Annotated in this window: 12 protein-coding genes and 1 pseudogene; 10 read left to right on the forward strand and 3 right to left on the reverse strand. The window is 66.3% G+C overall.

From position 1 onward, the window contains the following. The first annotated feature begins 140 nt into the window (after positions 1-140). The 3 genes from EQZ23_RS19835 to EQZ23_RS12195 are packed head-to-tail and all read left to right on the forward strand — an operon-like array spanning position 141 to position 2582. The gene (locus EQZ23_RS19835; protein WP_164913439.1) at positions 141-1244 is read left to right on the forward strand and encodes an acyl-CoA dehydrogenase; all 1104 of its coding nucleotides are present in this window, start codon (positions 141-143) and stop codon (positions 1242-1244) included. Further along, complete coding sequence (locus tag EQZ23_RS20300; protein ID WP_164913440.1) at positions 1235-2002, forward strand: PIG-L family deacetylase; 768 nt, start codon at positions 1235-1237, stop codon at positions 2000-2002. Before EQZ23_RS19835 ends, EQZ23_RS20300 begins: the two co-directional genes overlap by 10 nt. Then, entirely contained in the window at positions 1992-2582 is a 591-nt protein-coding gene (locus EQZ23_RS12195) for an SAM-dependent methyltransferase (protein WP_128454626.1), read from the forward strand. The genes EQZ23_RS20300 and EQZ23_RS12195 overlap by 11 nt, the downstream gene beginning before the upstream one ends. A gap of 150 nt (positions 2583-2732) precedes the next feature. On the opposite strand, the pseudogene EQZ23_RS20575 reads toward EQZ23_RS12195, so the two are convergent. Both EQZ23_RS20575 and EQZ23_RS12205 read right to left on the reverse strand, forming a co-directional pair. Next, a pseudogene (locus tag EQZ23_RS20575) lies at positions 2733-3458 on the reverse strand (glycosyltransferase); the annotation flags it as partial. A 47-nt stretch (positions 3459-3505) separates the two neighbouring features. After that, on the reverse strand, positions 3506-5653 hold the full coding sequence (locus EQZ23_RS12205) for a catalase (protein WP_128454628.1): 2148 nt from the start codon (positions 5651-5653) through the stop codon (positions 3506-3508). 184 nt (positions 5654-5837) lie between these two features. Between EQZ23_RS12205 and EQZ23_RS12210 the strand changes: the two genes are divergently transcribed. From EQZ23_RS12210 to EQZ23_RS12220, 3 genes are read left to right on the forward strand one after another with little or no spacing between them, the layout of a single operon-like run. Further along, positions 5838-6629 carry a glucose 1-dehydrogenase gene (locus EQZ23_RS12210; protein WP_128454629.1) on the forward strand — a complete coding sequence of 264 codons (792 nt, stop codon included), beginning with the start codon at positions 5838-5840 and terminating at the stop codon, positions 6627-6629. Then, complete coding sequence (locus EQZ23_RS12215; RefSeq protein ID WP_128454630.1) at positions 6622-8457, forward strand: glycoside hydrolase family 15 protein; 1836 nt, start codon at positions 6622-6624, stop codon at positions 8455-8457. Before EQZ23_RS12210 ends, EQZ23_RS12215 begins: the two co-directional genes overlap by 8 nt. Before the next feature lie 25 nt (positions 8458-8482). Beyond that, entirely contained in the window at positions 8483-9286 is an 804-nt protein-coding gene (locus EQZ23_RS12220) for an SDR family oxidoreductase (protein ID WP_128454631.1), read from the forward strand. 116 nt (positions 9287-9402) lie between these two features. Here EQZ23_RS12220 and EQZ23_RS12225 read toward each other — a convergent pair whose 3' ends face one another. After that, positions 9403-10506, reverse strand: coding sequence for an NADH:flavin oxidoreductase/NADH oxidase (locus EQZ23_RS12225; protein ID WP_128454632.1), 1104 nt, complete (start codon positions 10504-10506; stop codon positions 9403-9405). Between the two features lie 189 nt (positions 10507-10695). Here EQZ23_RS12225 and glgX point away from each other — a divergent pair, with 189 nt between their 5' ends. From glgX to treY, 4 genes are read left to right on the forward strand one after another with little or no spacing between them, the layout of a single operon-like run. Then, complete coding sequence (glgX, locus tag EQZ23_RS12230; protein ID WP_128454633.1) at positions 10696-12798, forward strand: glycogen debranching protein GlgX; 2103 nt, start codon at positions 10696-10698, stop codon at positions 12796-12798. Beyond that, on the forward strand, positions 12795-14501 hold the full coding sequence (gene treZ, locus EQZ23_RS12235; protein WP_128454634.1) for a malto-oligosyltrehalose trehalohydrolase: 1707 nt from the start codon (positions 12795-12797) through the stop codon (positions 14499-14501). Before glgX ends, treZ begins: the two co-directional genes overlap by 4 nt. Next, positions 14498-16471, forward strand: coding sequence for a 4-alpha-glucanotransferase (malQ, locus tag EQZ23_RS12240; protein ID WP_128454635.1), 1974 nt, complete (start codon positions 14498-14500; stop codon positions 16469-16471). The genes treZ and malQ overlap by 4 nt, the downstream gene beginning before the upstream one ends. Next, on the forward strand, positions 16468-18906 hold the full coding sequence (gene treY / locus EQZ23_RS12245) for a malto-oligosyltrehalose synthase (protein ID WP_128454636.1): 2439 nt from the start codon (positions 16468-16470) through the stop codon (positions 18904-18906). The genes malQ and treY overlap by 4 nt, the downstream gene beginning before the upstream one ends. Positions 18907-18908: the final 2 nt, after the last annotated feature.

Here is an 18908-nt window from a genome sequence, read left to right on the forward strand (position 1 = left end):
AACCAAAGGTTCGGGACGGATTTGGATACGGTTAACCGTCGCCGGCACCAAAACACGCAACGCTCGCGGCGTTCCGGCGTTCTAATCGCACAGCGGCCGTATCGCATGGTTCGCAGCGCGCGGGGATTGATCCACTGGCCATGACATCACCGGCACGATCGCTCGCTCATCCACAGGGCTGGACGACGTTGGAGGCCGTTCGCACGCTGGCGGCAGACTGGGATCGCGCCAACGGGGAAGAGGCGTTTCCCGCCGCGCGCGTCGCCGCACTGCACGAGGCGGGAGCGCTTGCCGCTTTCGTCGACGTCTCGACCCCCGAACGGACCGACGCGCTGGTCGACGTGTTGCGCGCGATCGGCGGGGCCGACCTCAGCCTTGGTCGCGTGTTCGAAGGCCATGTGAACGCAGCGCAACTGGTTTCCGCCTATGGCGACGATGCCCAGCGCCGGACGCTGGCCGGCGATCTGGAAGCAGGCCGTGTGTTCGGGGTCTGGAACACCGAGCCTGAGCTCGGCCTGTCGATCGGGCAGGAGGGTGACGATCGGTGGCGGCTCCAGGGGCGCAAGAGTTTCGCGACCGGCGCCGGCCACCTCGATCGCATCCTGGTGACCGCACGCGATGCAACCGGCGGCAAGCAGCTCGTCCTCGTTCCGATCGCAGGCGAAACCGCACGCGCGGACAATAGCGGATGGCAGGTTCGTGGCATGCGCGGAACGTGCAGCGGTCTGTTCGATTTCTCCGACATGCCGGTCGGTCCGGAGGCGCTGATCGGTGCCCCCGACGTGTACGAGACCGAGCCGCGGTTCAGCGCCGGCGCGTGGCGGTTTACCGCGGTCCAGCTCGGCGCGGTCGAGGCGCTGGTGCGGCATCTGCGCGATCACCTCGTGGCGACCGGCAAGGGGGACGACGCGATCCAGCGCGCTCGGTTCGCCGCCTGCCTGACCGAGACGCGGAGCGCCGGACTATGGGTTCGCCGCGCCGCGCACCTGGCGGAGACTCAGGCGAGCGAGGCGATTCCGTTCGTGCTGATGACCCGCGGCCTAGTCGAGGAGGCGGGGCTGAAGACGATGGAGGCGGCGGCGCGCTCGGTGGGTACGGCGTCGTTCTTCGCGGGCAGCCGGATAGACCGGATCACGCGCGATCTCGGGCTGTATCTGCGGCAGCCGGTGCCGGATCAGGCACGCGACCGCGCGGCGGCGGCGTGGCTGGAGGAGGATTGCTGGGGCGACGATCGGTGGTGGTAGCGCCGTCGGCGGTGGTGGCACCGGGCCATCGCGCCTGGAGTACGCTGTTCCGTCGCTCACGGCCCATGTCGAGCAAAGCGGCGGCGGCGGGAGGGCCGTGGCTGATCCTCGCGCCGCATCCCGACGACGAGACGCTTGGCTGTGGTGCGCTGATCGCCGCGATCGTGAGTAACGGCGGGCGCGCCTATACCGCGTTCGTGACTGATGGCGCCGGATCGCACCCCGACGCGCCGGGCTGGGGCCGCCGACGCATCGCCGCACTGCGTCGCACCGAAGCCGCGGCCGCGCTCCGCCTATTGGGTGGCGGGGCTGCCCTGCACCTCGACTGGCCCGACGCGACGCCGCCGCAGCCCGGCGACCCGGTCTTCGAGCGCACCGCAGATCGTGTGGCGGCCTGGTGTAGGGCGCGGGGTATCCGCCGGATCGCCGTGACATGGGACGGCGAACCGCACTGCGATCACGAGGCCGCCGCGGCGCTGGCCGATGCCGTCGCCGCGCGGATCGCCGTTCGCGTCTATCAGTATCTCGTCTGGGGCTGGACCGTCGACGACTTGGCGCGGCGTGTTCGCGGCCATCGCGTCGTGTCGATCGATACGGCCACCGGCAAGCCACGGCAGCGCCGTGCGATGGCATGTCATCGCAGCCAGCGCGGCGGGCGGATCTTCGGTGCGGCCGAGAACTTCCGGCTGCCGGACGCGATGCTGCGGCTGCTCGACCGGCCGACCACCCTTTTGCTGGAGATTTCCCGTGCGCCGTGAACACTCGATAGACCCCGACTATTTCGAGGCGCTGTACAAGGAGAAGGGCGATCCCTGGGCGTTCGAGACCAGTCCGTACGAAGCCGCGAAATACGCCGAGACGCTCGCCGCCTTGCCCCGGCCGCGGTTCGGGAATGCGCTGGAAGTCGGGTGTGCGAACGGTGTGCTGACCGCGCAACTGGGCCCGCGGTGCGATGCGTTGCTGTCGGTCGACGTGTCGCCGACCGCGCTGGCTTCGGCGCGTGTGCGGTGCGCGGACCAGCCGAACGTGACGATCGAGCAGCGCCGCCTGCCGGGCGAGGCGCCGGAGGGAGCGTTCGATCTCGTGATGCTGTCGGAGGTCGTCTATTATTGGGATAGCGCCGACATCGTCCGGCTCGCGGCGTATCTGCGCGGGGCGGTGACGTCAGGCGGGTATGTGATGTTGGTCCACTGGATCGGCGAGACCGATTATCCCAAAAGCGGGGACGAGGCCGTTGCCGAACTGCACGTCGCGCTGGGCGAGCGCGTGACTATCGTCCGCAGCGATCGGCACGACGCGTACCGGCTCGATCTCTGGCGGCTGGAAGGCGCGGGTTAGGCGGATCAGCGACTGGGCTTCGCGGATCGCCGCGGGCAGCGTGGCGAAGCTCAGCTGGTCGGCAGTGCGCGCGGCGGCGGGACTGAGCGCCGCGACCACGGTGTAGGTCTCGTGGAGCGGGGCGTCGACCGGCTGATCGATCCACCGCGCTACCGCGTCGGCCATGCCGCCCGGCGCGCGACCGGAGACCCGGCAGGACGTGAACACGCGCACGTTCAACGGGTGACGCACCTGGCCGCCATGGTCGCGGATACGATCGAACAGCGCGCGATCCTCGGCCACGGACGGCGTGGGCGCACCGCCGATCCGCCGGTACATCGCCTGCGTGACGGCAATGCTCGCCCCGCCTTCGTAGAAATGGCGTGGCCATCGATCGTGCGCGTCGGTGGCGGCATGGGCGCGAAGATACTCAAGCGCGGTATAATAGCGACCGAGCTGGTCGAGCCGATGCCGTGCCGTAGCACCAAGCGATGCTCGATCCGCCTTGAGCGTCAGCGCGCGACCGGCCACGGCGTCGTTGCCCGCATCGATATGCGCGACGGTCCGCACGATCCAGTCGACGGCGACGTTGGTGTCCGCGTCGGTCGACAGCAACAGGTCGGTATCCTGCGTCAGAAGGTCCGCGCCGGCGTCCAGCGCAAGCCGCCGCGCCCAACCGGCGTGCCGCGCACCCGGCAAAAGCGAAACGGCTGACCATGCGAGCGATGCATGGGTCGGCCGCCAGTTTTGCAGAAACGCGATCGTGCCATCGGTACAATCGTTCGCCATCGCGACGATGACGACCTTGCCGCCGAAGCGACCCGCCGCGCGATCCAGTGCGTCCAGGCATCCGCCGAGATACTGGTCTTCGTTCTTGACGGGAATGGCCACCGCCACCGCACGCTGGGCGTGCGGTGGCGACGACTCAGGGTTTATCGAAGCGATCAAGCCGCCTCGGGGTCTTCGAACGCGGGCGCGTCGAGATCGACGTTCAGTTCGCGATCCCAGATCCGTAGCTTGCCGAGCGTCTTGAGGAACGCGTCGACGTCGCCCTTGCCGGCGAGCGCGATCACGCCGTCGTCCATGTCCTCGTCCTCGATACCGGCCTTTTCGAGGAACGGCTTGGCTTCGGCGTTGAAGCCGATGAACTTGGCATGCCCGAACGCGTCGCTGACGAAGTCCTTGGCGGTCTTGTCCTTGCCGAGCTTCTTGGCCCCGTCTGCCGACACGATGATCGCGACAGCATCATAGAGTACCGACGGCGCGCCATCGATCTTCTGCTTGCCCTCGGCCAACGTGCCGTCGTCGAGCGTTGCGCCAGCCACCTTCGGCGCGATGATCTCGTACGTGGCCTTCGCCGCGACGATGCCGTCGACCAGTGCCTGGACGATCGCCGCCGGTGCCCCGTCGGTGACGAGGATACCCAGCTTGCGACCTTCGAAGCTGCCGGTGGTGTTCTTCAGGATGCTGAGGGCATCCGAAGCCGGAAGATCGGTGCGGGGCTCGACCGCAGCCTTGGCCTTGGGGGGCATCGCCTTGAGGCCCAGGCCGGTCGCCACGGTCTTGGCGAGCTTCTCGTCGATGTTGAGCAGATGCCCGACCATCAGTTCGCGGATATCGACCCGCTCGACCTTCGACAGCTCGAACGTCAGCGCATCGCCGATGTGCTTCTGCTCGATCTCGGTCTGGCTGATGAAGAACTGCCGCGCCTGGCTGTAGTGATCGGCGAACGTCGCCGAACGCACTTGCGCCTTGCGCCCCGTCTCCTGCGACGGGAAGTGCTTGTAGCCCTTCGACGGGCTCTCGCGAGGCGTGCCTTCCCAGCTGTTCGGCTCATAGTTCGCACGGCCCTTGCGGGCATGCATCGCCATGTGGCCGTCCTGCTGGTAATTATTCACCGGGATCTTCGGTGCATTGATCGGGATATGCGTGAAGTTCGGGCTGCCGAGCCGCTTCAGCTGCGTATCGAGATACGAGAAGTTACGGCCCTGCAGCAGCGGATCGTTGGTGAAGCCGATCCCCGGTACGATGTTCTGCGTGCAGAACGCGACCTGCTCGGTCTCGGCGAAGAAATTGTCGACGAGGCGGTCGAGCTTGAAGCTGCCGATCATGCGGACCGGGATCTGCTCCTCGGGAATGACCTTGGTCGCATCGAGCACGTCGAACTCGAAATTGTCGGCGAACTCATCGTCGAACAACTGGACGCCCATATCCCATTCGGGGAAATTGCCCTGGTCGATCGCGTCCCACAGGTCGCGGCGATGGAAATCGGGATCGGCACCGTTGATCTTGACGGCCTCGTTCCAAGCGACCGACTGCAGTCCCAGCTTCGGCTTGAAGTGGAACTTGACATAGGTGCCCTTGCCCTCGGCGTTCACGAGCCGGAACGTGTGCACGCCAAAACCTTCCACGAAGCGGAAGCCGCGCGGAATGGTGCGATCGGACATGATCCACATGACCATGTGCATCGATTCCGGAGTCAGGCTGATGAAGTCCCAAAAATTGTCGTGCGCGGTCTGCGCCTGCGGGAAACCGCGATCCGGCTCCTGCTTGGCGGCGTGGATAAGATCGGGGAACTTGATCGCGTCCTGGATGAAGAACACCGGGATGTTGTTCCCGACGACGTCCCAGTTACCTTCCTTGGTGTAGAACTTGACCGCGAAACCGCGCACGTCGCGCGCAAGATCGGCCGAGCCCTTGTTGCCGGCCACGGTCGAGAAGCGAAGGAACATCGGCGTCTGCTCACCGACTTCGGTCAAGATGCCGGCGCTGGTAAACTCTTCCAGACTTTCGGTCAGCGTGAACGTGCCGTGCGCGCCATATCCGCGTGCATGAACGACGCGCTCGGGGATGCGCTCGTGATCGAAGTGAAAGATCTTCTCGCGGAAGTGGAAGTCCTCCAGCAACGTCGGTCCGCGATCTCCGACTTTCAGGGAGTTCTGGTCGTCGGCGACCGCGATGCCCTGCTGGGTCGTCAGTATCGCGCCGTCGCCGCCCGCAATCTGATGCAGTTCGCCGCCTTCGCCGACCTGCGTTTCAAACATGGCGCCTTTCGGGGGCGTGCCGGTATCCTTGGCGATGGTCTTGGTCATGTGCCGTCCTAGTAGCTACTCAGGCCCCACAGCGCGTGGCGGGCCGTATGAGTTGCACCGAAATCAGAAGGCTTGATGCAAATCAGCGCGATTGCCGAACGGTTTGCGGGTGTGGGGATAAACTTGCGGCGGGGCGCGTTGACCCGGCGATATCCTCCCCGAAATTCCAAGCGAAAGACCAGCCATGAACATTGACCTGACAGGCCAGGCCGCGATCGTTACCGGCGCGAGTTCCGGGCTCGGCCGGGCCTCCGCGATCGCCTTTGCCAAGGCGGGCGCCAAGGTCGCGATCAATTACAACAGCAGCGCGGACAAGGCGCGCGAGGTGGTCGAGGCGATCGAGCAGGCGGGCGGCGAGGCCTTTGCGTGTAAGGCGGATACGTCCGACGAGGCGGCGGTGCTCAGGCTGTTCGACGAGACGGTCGAGCGGTTCGGCGGCGTCGACATCGTCTTCGCCAACGCGGGCATGCAGAAGGACGCCGCCTATGCCGACCTGACGCTGGAGGACTGGAAGCGCGTCATCGACGTCAACCTGACCGGGCAGTTCCTCGTCTCGCGCGAAGCCGTGCGCCGCTTCCGAAAGCAGGGCGACCGTGGTTTCAGCCGGGCGATCGGGAAAATCCTGTTTATGAGTTCGGTGCACGAAGTCATCCCTTGGGCAGGCCATGCCAATTACGCCGCGTCAAAGGGTGGCAGCGGCATGCTGATGCGGACACTCGCGCAGGAAATCGCTGGCGCCCGGATCCGCGTGAACGGCATCGCCCCCGGCGCGATCGCGACCGAGATCAACGCGGATGCGACGGCCGATCAGGACAAATTGCTCGAACTGATCCCCTATGGCCGGATCGGCGACCCCGAGGACGTGGCGCGCGCTGCGCTGTTCCTGGTTTCCGATGCGGCGGACTATATCGTCGGGTCCACGCTCACCATCGATGGCGGAATGTCGCTTTACCCCGGCTTCCGCGACAATGGATAAGCTTCGGGACAAGCACGCCATTCCGATCGCCAACCACGGCGCGATCGGCAATCTGGAGACGATCGCGCTCGTCGATACGGCGGGGACGATCGACTATCTGTGCTGGCCGTGTCTAGACAGCGCCTCGGTGTTCGCGCGGCTGCTCGACCGCGAGAAGGGCGGGCATTTTGCGGTCGAACCCGACCTGCCCGATGCGAACATCGTCCAGATGTACCTGCCGGAGACCAACATCCTGCTGACCCGCTGGATGGCGGCTTCGGCGAGTATCGATCTGCTCGACCTGATGCCGGTCGGCAACGACGTGGACGATGCGCCGCCGCGTCTGGTCCGGCGGCTGACCTGTACGCGCGGTGCAGCGACGATCCATGTGCGTTGTGCGCCGCGGTTCGATTACGGGGCTGCGGGCCGCAGGGCATTCGTCACTACCACTGGCGCTGACGTTTCGCGCGGGCGGTTCGATCATGAGAGCGGGCTGGCGCTTGCCTTGCACGGCGAGGCGTCGCTCGTTGCAGACGATTGCGACCTCACTGCCGAGATCCGTCTGCGCGAAGGCGACACCGTCTCGCTGATCCTCAGCAATCCCGACGACGTCTCGCTGGACACAGGGGCGCTGGAGGCGATCGTCGAGAAGGATATCGACTATTGGCGCACGTGGAGCCGCCAGTCGCGCTATCGCGGGCGCTGGCGCGAAACCGTCGAGCGCTCGGCGATGGTGCTGAAACTGCTCACCTCGCGCAAGCATGGCTCGATCGCGGCGGCGGCCACCTTCGGCCTCCCCGAGGCGCCGGGCGGGGTCCGCAACTGGGATTACCGCGCCACCTGGATCCGGGATTCGTCGTTCACCGTCTACGCACTGCTGCGGCTCGGCTTCCAGAGCGAGGCGGTCGGCTTCCTTCACTGGACCATGGACCGCGCGCAGGCGTGTTCGAAGGGGCATCTCGGCGTGATGTATGCGCTCGACGGCGGCGAGATCGCCGACGAACGCGCGCTCGATCTTGCCGGGTTCGAGGGGGCGTCGCCGATCGTCGTCGGCAACGAAGCCAAGGACCAGACGCAGCACGACATCTACGGCGCGCTGCTCGACGCGACCTACCTCGGCACCAAATACGGCGAGCCGATCGCGCATGATTCCTGGATGGCGATCTGCCGTATCGTCGACCAGGTATGCGAGACCTGGGCGACGCCGGATTCGGGGATCTGGGAGGTTCGCGGGCCGAAGAAGCACTATCTCCACTCCCGGCTGATGAGCTGGGTCGCGGTCGACCGGGCGGTGCGGCTGGCGCAGAAGCGCTCGCTGCCTGCGCCGCTGGTGCGCTGGTCCGAGGTCCGGACGGCGATCAACGAGGATATCTGGGCGAATTTCTGGAACGACGACCTGGGCCGCTTCGTCCGCGCGATCGGCGATGCGCCCGAGGACAAGGCAGTCGATGGCGCGTTGCTGATGATGCCGCTGGTACGCTTCATCGGCCCGACCGACCCCAAATGGCTCGCGACGCTGGAGGCGATCGGCGAGGACCTGTCCGACGACGGGCAGGTGTATCGCTACACGATCGACGACGGCTTGCCGGGGCGCGAGGGCACGTTCGTCGCGTGCTCGTTCTGGTATGTCGAATGCTTGGCGCGGGCAGGGCGGCTGAACGAGGCCCGCTGGAATTTCGAGAAGCTGCTCGCGCACGGCAATCACCTCGGGCTGTTCGCCGAGGAAATCGCCCAGGACGGCAGCTTCCTTGGCAATTTCCCGCAAGGGTTCAGCCACCTCGCGCTGATCAGCGCCGCCTTCTACCTCGACCGCGCGCTCGACGATGGCGGGCCCAAGGCCTGGGCATGACCTTCACCCCGACAAGGATACGACCATGAATCTCGATATCGCAGGCAAGATCGCGCTCGTCACCGGCGCCGACAGCGGCATGGGCAAGGAAACCGCCCGGATGCTGTTGCAGGAGGGCGCGCGCGTCGCGATCACCGACCAGCCGGGCGGCGATCTCGATGCGAGCGCCGCCGAGTTGAAGGCGCATGGCGAGGTGATCGCGATCGGGGCGGATCTGACCAAGCTCGACGATGTGAAGGCGCTGTTCGCCAAGGTCCGCGACCAGCTCGGCGAGCCGGATATCCTGGTCAATTGCGCTGGCGTGACCGGGGCGACCGGCGACTTCCTGGACGTCGACGATGCGGGCTGGCAGTCGACGCTCGATATCAACCTGATGGGCGCGGTGCGGGTTTGCCGCGAGGCGATCCCCTCGATGCGCGCCGCGAAGTGGGGCCGGATCGTGCTGATGAGCTCGGAGGATGCGGTGCAGCCCTATGTCGACGAACTCGCCTATTGCGCATCGAAGGCCGGGATTTCGAGCCTCTCAAAGGGGCTGTCGAAGGCCTATGGTTGCGACAATGTCCTCGTGAACACCGTGTCGCCGGCGTTTATCGCGACGCCGATGACCGACAAGATGATGCAGAAGCGCGCCGACGAGAAGGGCGTGAGCTTCGACGAGGCGATCGAGACGTTCCTCGAAGAAGAACGCCCCGGCATGACGCTCAAGCGCCGTGGCGCGGCAGAAGAGGTCGCGTCGGCGATCGTGTTCCTGTGTTCGGAGCGGGCGAGCTTCATCAACGGCGCGGACATCCGCGTGGATTCTGGCTCGGTGATGACGGTCGCGGGTTGACCTGCCACCAAGGGAAACTGTTCTCCGCGGAGGCGGGGGGCCAGGATCGCAAGCGCAATCGCTCGTAACCCTGGACCCCCGCTTCCGCGGGGGAACGGGAAAGCAGGGGGGGGGCGTTACCCCTCGAACAGATCCTTAAACTGCCGCGGTTGCGAGCGCAGATACTGGTTTGGGGCCTTCACCGTGCCGCCGAGATGCGCCGCCGCGTGCCACGGCCAGCGCGGGTCGTACAGGATCGTCCGGGCGAGCGCGATCATGTCCGCGTCGCCCGTCCCGACGATCGCCTCGGCCTGCTCGTAATCGGTGATCAGCCCGACCGCGACGACCGGGATCGACACCGCCTGCTTCACCGCACGCGCCAGCGGCACTTGATAGCTCGGCCCGACGGGGATCTGCTGCGCCGGCGTCGTCCCGCCGCTCGACACGTGGATCGCACTGCACCCACGCGCTTCGAGCGCCTTGGCGAACGCGACGGTCTGCTCCGAATCCCAGCCACCCTCGGCCCAGTCGGTCCCCGATACGCGCATCGTCACCGCCCGCTCGGCCGGGAACGCAGCCCGTACCGCGTCGAACACCTCGAGCGGGAAACGCATCCGGTTTTCGAGACTGCCGCCATACGCGTCCTCGCGACGATTGGAGAGCGGCGACAGGAACTCGTGCAGCAGATAGCCATGCGCCGCATGCAACTGGATCGCGTCGATCCCGAGCCGCGCCGCACGCACTGCCGCCGCTGCAAACGCATCGCGGACGCGGTCCAGCCCGTCACGATCGAGCGCGACCGGCGCGTTCTCGGTTGGCAAGAACGGCACCGTCGAGGGACCCTCGGTCTGCCAGCCGTTGGGCGCGCCCGGCGCGATCTGGAGCCCGCCCTTCCACGGCACCTCGCACGAGGCCTTGCGCCCGGCATGCGACAACTGGATCGCGATCGGCATGTCGGACCAGCGCCGCACGCTCTCGATCACGCCGGCCATCGCCGCTTCGGTGGCGTCGTCGTACAGACCGACGTCGCCATGCGTGATCCGCCCCTCGGGCAGCACCGCGCTCGCCTCGATCGTCAGCAACGCCGCGCCTGACAGCGCGAGCTGCCCCAGATGGATCTGGTGCCAGTCGTTCATGCAGCCGTTTTCCGCCGAATACTGGCACATCGGCGCGATCACGATCCGGTTGGCGAGGGTCAGATTGCCAATTTTGAGCGGCTCGAATAGCTTCGGCCCGCTCATGCGATGATCGATCGTAGGGTATAAGGCGTGCGCATGGTCGTCCCTTGGTACGTGAGAGGATGTGGCGAAAACTCGTTGCGTGGTGCGGAACATAGGAAGCGACGGGCGGGTTTCACGCCAAGGAATGCTGCACCGCGATAAAGTCGCGCCCGCAGCGAAACTATAAGACGACACGATAGGGGTTACGCATTGCATCTTCTGCCCGACACACTCGACGCCGGTTCGCCCTATCCGCTCGGCTCGACCTTCGATGGCCTCGGCGTCAACTTCGCGGTCTATTCCGCCAACGCCGAGAAGATCGAACTTTGCGTCTATGACGAGACCGGCCGCCGCGAGCTGAAGCGCTATGCGCTGCCCGAATGGACCGACGAAGTCTGGCACGGCTATCTCCCCGACGCGCAGCCGGGGCTCGTCTACGGCTACCGCGCGCATGGCCGCTATGCCCCCGAGGAGGGCCACCGCTTCAATCCGAACAAGCTGCTGCTCGATCCGTACGCCAAGCAGATGATCGGCGAGCTGCGCTGGACCGACGCGATGTACGGCTATCAGGTGAAGTCGCCGCGCGCGGACCTGAGCTTCGATCGCCGCGACAGCGCGCTGACGATGCCCAAGGGTGTCGTCAGCGACAACCATTTCGACTGGTCGCGCGACGTGCGTCCAAACACGCCCTGGTCCGAGACGGTGATCTACGAGGCGCATACCAAGGGCCTGACCAAGCTGTTCGAGGAGGTTCAGCCCTCCGAACGCGGCACCTTCGCGGCACTCGGCAATCCCAAGGTCATCGATCACCTCAAGCGCCTGGGCGTCACCGCGATCGAGCTGCTGCCGATCCACACCTATATCCAGGACCGCTTTCTCCAGGAAAAGGGCCTGCGGAATTACTGGGGCTACAACACCCTCAATTTCTTCACGCCCGAACGCTCGTTCTTCGCGACCGACAGCCACAACGAACTTCGCCGCTCGATCCGCCGTCTGCATGCCGCCGGGATCGAGGTCATCCTCGACGTCGTCTACAATCACACCTGCGAAGGCTCGGAGCAGGGCCCGACGCTATCGTGGCGCGGGCTCGACAACGCGAGCTACTACCGCTTGGTCAAGGATCAGCCGCGGTTTGCGATCAACGACACCGGCACCGGCAACACCTTGAACCTGACCAAGGCGCGCGTGCTTCAGATGGTGGCGGATTCGCTGCGCTATTGGGCGACGAGCTTTGGGATCGACGGCTTTCGCTTCGATCTCGGACTGACGCTGGGGCGGACGGACACCGGCTTCGATCCCGGTGCGGGGTTCTTCGACGTGATCCGGCAGGATCCGGTGCTCGGGCGCCTGAAGCTGATCACCGAGCCGTGGGATATCGGCCCCGGCGGCTATCAGCTCGGCAACTTCCCCCCCGGTTTCGCCGAGTGGAACGACAAATACCGCGACACTGTCCGGAAATTCTGGCGCGGCGATCATGCGCAGCGTGCCGATCTCGCCGCCCGCCTCACCGGCTCGGCCGATCTGTTCGATCGCCGCGCGCGTCGCCCTTGGGCCAGCGTCAACCTGCTCGGCGCGCATGACGGCTACACGCTTGCCGACACGGTTGCGTACGAGGAACGCCACAATGACGCGAACGGCGAAGACAATCGGGACGGCCATTCGAACAACTGCTCGCGCAACTGGGGCGTCGAGGGACCGACCGATAACCCGGACATCCTGGAAACCCGCTCGCGCGTGATGCGCTCGATGCTGACCACGTTGTTCGCGTCGCTCGGCACGCCGATGCTGGTCGCGGGCGACGAGTTCGGGCGGACGCAGAACGGCAACAACAACGCCTATTGCCAGGATAACGAGATCAGCTGGCTCGACTGGGACAAGGCCAAATCCCCCGAGGGCGAGGCGCTGATCGACTTCACCGCGCGCCTCATCGCGCTGCGCCGCGAATACGGCATGCTGCGCGCCGGCAATTTCCTTTACGGCGACGACACGCCGGCAGAGGGTCTGAAGGACATCGAATGGTGGGACGAGCGCGGCCAGCAACTTACGGCGGAAGATTGGGACAACACCAACGGCCGTGCCCTTGTGATGCGCCGCGCGTGCGAGATGGAATCGGGTGAAATCCAGGTGATCTCGCTCTTCCTCAATGCCTCTGAAGGTCCGTTGACCTTCCACATGCCACCCCCCGAAGAGGTGGAGCGCACCGTCCTGATCGACAGCAGCAAGCCCGAGCAAGGTCGCCTCCCGATCAAGGACAGCTACGAGCTTCCCCCACAGGGTGCGGCTTTGCTCTCGTGGACGGTCGCAGCGGCATGAACTGGGGACCGACGCTCGCCAGGGAAGGCGCGACCTTCCGCCTCTGGGCGCCCGACCGCGACGACGTGACCCTGGAGATCGCCGATGGCGGCGCGGTTCCGATGACGTCCGACGCCGACGGCTGGTTCAGCGCCTCGGCGTCCGTCGGTTCGGGCACCCGGTACCGGTTCCGGCTGGCGGACGATCTGACGGTGCCGGACCCGGCCTCACGGGCACAGTCGGGCGGCGTCCATGGGTGGAGCGTTCTGGTCGACCACGCCGCCTATGACTGGCGCGCTACCGACTGGCGCGGGCGTCCGTGGGAAGAAATGATTATCCAGGAGGTCCATGTCGGCGCGCTCGGCGGGTTTGCGGGCGTGGCCGATCACCTCCCGGCTATCGCAGCGCTGGGTGTGACGGCCATCGAACTCATGCCCGTAAACGCCTTTGGCGGCACCAGAAACTGGGGCTATGATGGCGTGCTGCCGTACGCTCCCGCCGAGAGCTACGGAACGCCCGACGAACTGAAGGCGCTGGTCGACCGCGCCCACGAACTCGGCTTGGCCGTGTTCCTCGACGTCGTCTACAATCACTTCGGCCCCGACGGGAATTACCTCGGCGCCTATGCGCAGGGCTTCTTCAACGCCGACGTCGATACCCCCTGGGGCGGCGCAGTCGCGGTCGATCAGGCACCGGTCCACCGCTTCTTCGTCGACAACGCGTTGATGTGGCTCAACGACTACCGCTTCGACGGCCTCCGCTTTGACGCGGTCCACGCGATCGCAAACGACGACTTCCTTGACGCGATGGCCGCTGAACTCCGCGAAAAGACTGCAGGCCGCCACGTTCATCTCGTCCTCGAGAACGAGGGGAACGACGCCGAGCGTCTTCACGTCGCCGCGTTCGACGCGCAGTGGAACGACGACTTCCACAACGTCCTCCACGTCCTCCTCACCGGCGAAACCAGCGCCTATTATGCTGATTTTTCAGACCGTCCGGCCGAACGCCTCGCACGCTGCCTCAGCGAAGGCTTTATCTACCAGGGGGAGGGCTCGCCCAACCACGACGGCAAGCCCCGCGGCAAGCCGAGCGCGCATTTGTCGCCGACCGCGTTCGTCGCCTTCCTCCAGAATCACGACCAGATCGGCAACCGCGCGATGGGCGAACGGCTGACGCTGCTCGCCGACCGCCAGAAGTTGCGCGCGGCGACCGCCTTGCTCCTGCTCGGCCCGCAGATCCCGCTGCTGTTCATGGGCGACGAACACGGCAGCGAGAGCCCGTTCCTGTTCTTCACCGACTTCCACGACGACCTCGCTGATGCGGTACGCGAAGGCCGCCGCAAGGAGTTCGCCAAGTTCGCCGCCTTCGCCGATCCCGAGGCGCGGAAGGCGATCCCAGACCCGAACGCTCACGAAACCTTCCATCGATCCCGCGCGCAACCAGGCGCTGCCGCTGCGGAGTGGCAGGACCTGTATCGCTCGCTGTTGGCACTTCGCCACGAGGCGATCATTCCCCGACTAGCTGGCACGGAGTCGATTGGCGCCGAGGCGATCGGGGAGGGGGCCGTCATCGCTCGTTGGCGGATGGGCGATGGCGCGGTTCTGACAATCGCAATGAACCTCGGTAGCGAAGCCGTGGTATTTCCAGAGATATCGAGCGCGCCGATCTTTGCAGATGGTGAATCCGGCCAGCCCGGCAGCGCCACGGTTTGGCTTGAACGATGAGCGATTTCCAAAAGCTCGTCGTGGCCGCCGGCTTGCAACCTGAATGGCAGGACGCGGCCGGCCGTCGCCAGACGGTGTCGGACGACGCGCTGCGGACGATCCTGGATCGCCTCGGCCACCCGTCCACCAGCGTAAAACAGATCGCCGAAAGCCTCGCTGCGATTGCGGTCAGAATGGGGCGGGCGCCTCGCTTCCTGTCCGTCGACGTCGGCGACCCGATCCAGCTTTCGACGACGCTATCGGGCAACGCCGAACTTACCCTCGAAAACGGTACCCGCACAACGGTTGCGCTCGACCGAGGCGCGCTCAGGCCCATCGATCACACCGGCTATCACCGTCTCGAAATCGGCGACGACGTGATCGACCTGCTCGTCGCGCCGCGCCGCTGCTTCACGATCGCCGACGCCCTGCCGGGACGCAAACTCTGGGCGCCCGCGGTCCAGATTCCGAGCCTTCGCGGCGAGCCCACCAAGGCGTTCGGCGACTTCGGCACACTCGCCGAAGCCGCTCGTGCGTTCGGTGAGCGCGGCGCCGACGCCCTCGCCATCAGCCCCACGCACGCGCTGTTCCCGGCAGACGCCAGCCGGTACAGCCCCTATGCGCCCTCCAGCCGGCAATTCCTCAACGGCCTCTACGGAAATTCGTCCGCATTCGCCGGCGCGTCGGAAGAGCCGGCTTCGGACCTGATCGACTGGCAGCGAGCGATACCCGAGAAGCTCGCTCAACTTCGCAAGACCTTTGACCAAGATGCTAAAGGACTTGGCAAAACTCTCGATGCGTTCAGGCGGGGAGGCGGGGACGACCTCGAACGTCACGCCGAGTTCGACGCGCTCCACGCGCATTTCTTCGCGCGCGACGGCGCACGTGGCTGGCAGCAATGGCCGGCCGCGTATCACGATCCCGGCAGCCCAGCCGTCCGCCGCTTCGTCACCGAGCATGCCGATGACGTCCTGTTCTACGTGTTCCTCCAATGGCTGGCCCGTCGCGATCTCAACGCCGCACAGACCGCTGCCAAGGACGCCGGCATGGCGATCGGCCTAATCGCCGACCTCGCCGTCGGCATCGACCCGGGTGGCAGCCATGGCTGGAGCCGTCGCGGTGACCTGCTGACCGGCCTGTCGATCGGCGCGCCCCCCGATCCGCTCGGCCCGGACGGTCAAAGCTGGGGCATCACCGGCTTCGACCCGTACGCGCTCCGCGAAACCGGGTTCGCCCCGTTCATTGCGACGATCCGCGCCGCTCTCGCGCACGCCGGCGGCATCCGCATCGACCACGCATTCGGCCTGCGCCGTCTCTGGGTCGTCCCCGAGGGCGCGTCGGCGGCGGAGGGCGCGTATCTCGACATGCCGTTCGACGACCTCATGCGGATCATCGCGATGGAATCGCAGCGGGCGAAGGCGATCGTCATCGGCGAAGACCTCGGCACCGTCCCTGACGGTTTCCGCGAGGCGATGGATGCGCGCGCCATGCTCGGCATGCGCGTGCTCTGGTTCGAGCGCGACGCGGACGGTTTCGTGCCCCCGGCGAAATGGTCGCCCGACGCGGTGGCGATGACCGGCACGCACGACCTCGCGACGATCGCCGGCTGGTGGAGCGGCCGCGATATCGACTGGACCTGGGACCTCGGCCGCAAATCGGAGGCAGTCGACCAACCGGCAGACCGCACCGCCCGCGCCGACGACCGCGGCTCACTCTGGTCCGCCTTCGACACAGGCGCCAAGCAGCCCGCCGCCGACGACACCGACCCGGTCGTCGACGCCGCGATCGCGCATGTCGCCAGCACACCGTGCGCGCTCGCGATCGTCCCCGTCGAGGATCTGGCGGGGCTGGTCGAGCAACCGAACCTGCCCGGCACGATCGACGAACATCCCAATTGGCGCCGCCGGATGCCCGACACGACGGAGGCGCTGCTCCAACGCCCCGATGTCGCCGCCCGCATCGCCACGCTCAACGCCACGAGACCCGCATGACCGCCCCCACAACCCCCCGCGCGACCTACCGCTTCCAGTTCCACAAGGGCTTCACCTTCGCCGATGCCGAGGCGCTCGTGCCGTATCTCGATATACTCGGGATCAGCCACCTCTACGCCTCGCCGATCACCACCGCCCGGAGCGGATCCACCCACGGCTACGATGTCGTGGACCCGACCCGCATTAACCCAGAACTCGGCGGGGAGGAGGCCTTTCGCAGCCTCGTCGCCGCACTTCGAGCCCGCGACATGGGCGTCATCATCGACATCGTCCCCAACCATATGGGCGTCGCTGGTGGTGAGAACGCGTGGTGGAATGATGTCCTAACAAACGGTAAAAATAGCGAATTCGCGCGCTATTTCGACATCGACTGGCGCGAGAAACTCGTCCTTCCGATTCTCGGCGACCCGCTCGCCCAAACGCTTGCCAGCGGTGCGCTGAAGGTCGAGCATACCGACGGCCGCTACGTCCTCGAAGCCTATGGCGAACACCGCCTGCCGATCCGCGACGAGGATCAGCCGACCGCCGCATCGGATGACATCGCCGCGCTGGTCGAGCGCCAGCACTATCGTCTCGCGTCCTGGCGCGTCGCCAACGACGAGCTCAACTGGCGTCGGTTCTTCACGATCAACGACCTCGCCGGCCTCCGCGCCGAAGACCCGGTCGTGTTCGAAGCCACGCACGCGCTCTATTTCCGCCTGTACGCCGAGGGCCTGATCGACGGCTTCCGCGTCGATCACGTCGACGGCCTGACGGACACCGCCGGCTATTGCCGCACCTTGCGCGCAAGGCTCGACGCGATCGACCGCCCTGCCGACGCGCCACCCGGCCCGGCGTACATCGTCATCGAGAAGATCCTCGCCGACGGCGAACCGCTCAGCACCGACTGGGGCGTCGACGGCACCAGCGGGTACGACTTCATGGAGCAGGTGACGGCCTTGCTCCACGCGCCCGCCGGTGCCGAACCGCTCGCCGAACTCTGGGCGGACATTAGTGGCCGCTCCCCCGACTTTGCCCCCGAGGAATTGCGGGCCCGTCAGGAATTGCTCGCGTGGCAGTTCGATGGCCAGCACCGTCGCTGCGTCGAGGCATTCGTGGCGCTAGCCCGGTCCACGCCGGAACGCGACGGCATGACAAAGGGCATGCTCCACCGCGCGATCGAGCGCCTGCTCTGGGTCTTCCCGGTCTATCGCACCTACGGGACGGGTGACGCCGCACCGGCGGCAGACTCCGCGATCCGCGAAACCGTCCGCCAGCGCGTCGAGCAGTTCGTGCCGCCAGGGGAAGGCTTTGTCGTTGATGCGGTGCTCGCGTGGTTGGCAAGCGAAGGGCCTGGCGATCCTGAATTGGCGGCCGAGGCAGTCCGGAAGTTCCAGCAACTCTCCGCACCGATCGCGGCCAAGGCTGTCGAGGACACCGCCTTCTACCGCTACGGCCGGCTGCTCTCGCGCAACGACGTCGGCTTCGATGCGGCCCGCATGTCGTTGGATATCGACTTCTTTCATGCCGAAATGGTCGAGCGCGCGCGCCATTGGCCGGCGGCTATGCTCGCGACCGCGACACACGATCACAAGCGTGGCGAAGATGTGCGGGCGCGGCTCGCGGTGTTGAGCGAGGTGCCCGACCTGTGGCGGGCGCACGTGGAACGCTGGCGCGAACTCGCGGCGCCGTTTGCCGATGGGGTCGATCCCGCCGACGCCTACATGCTGCTCCAGACGCTCTTCGGCGCATGGCCGGAAGAACTGACCGCTTCGGATAGGAAGGGACTGTCGGACTTTGCCGAGCGGATCGTCGCGTGGCAGGAAAAGGCATTGCGCGAGGCCAAGTTGCGCTCGTCCTGGGAAGCGCCGGACGAGGCTTACGAAACCCGCTGCCACGATCTGGCGCGCGCGCTGCTCGATCCCGTGCGGTCGGCGACGTTCCTCGACGATATGACCGCGTTCGTCGCGCAGATCGAGAACGCGGCGGCGGCGAACAGCCTTGCACAGGTCGCGCTGCGCTACACCGTGCCGGGCGTCCCCGATCTGTATCAGGGCACGGAGACCGCCGACCTGAGCCTGGTCGATCCAGACAATCGCCGCCCGGTGGAGTATGCGCGCCTCCAGGTCTGGCTGGACGGCGAGACGCCGGCGAAGATGGCGCTTATCCGGCAGCTTCTCGCCCTCCGACGGGATCATCCGGTCTTGTTTGCGGAGGGCCGCTACGAGCCTGTCGCCGTCACCGGCATCCGCGCGGATCGGGTCATCGCGTTTCGGCGCGTCAGCAAGGAAGCAAGCCTGCGCTGCATCGTTCCGCTACGTTGCGCCGAGCGCCATCTCGACCGGATCGCCGCCCGCGATTGGTGGGGCGACACGGCGCTCGCATCTGGTGAACTGCTCGCCGATCTGCTCGGCGAGCGTCCGGTTTCAGTCGAGATACTGCCCGCGAGGGGCTGAAC

This window comes from Sphingomonas sp. UV9 (genome assembly GCF_004101245.1).
Classification (GTDB): domain Bacteria; phylum Pseudomonadota; class Alphaproteobacteria; order Sphingomonadales; family Sphingomonadaceae; genus Sphingomonas.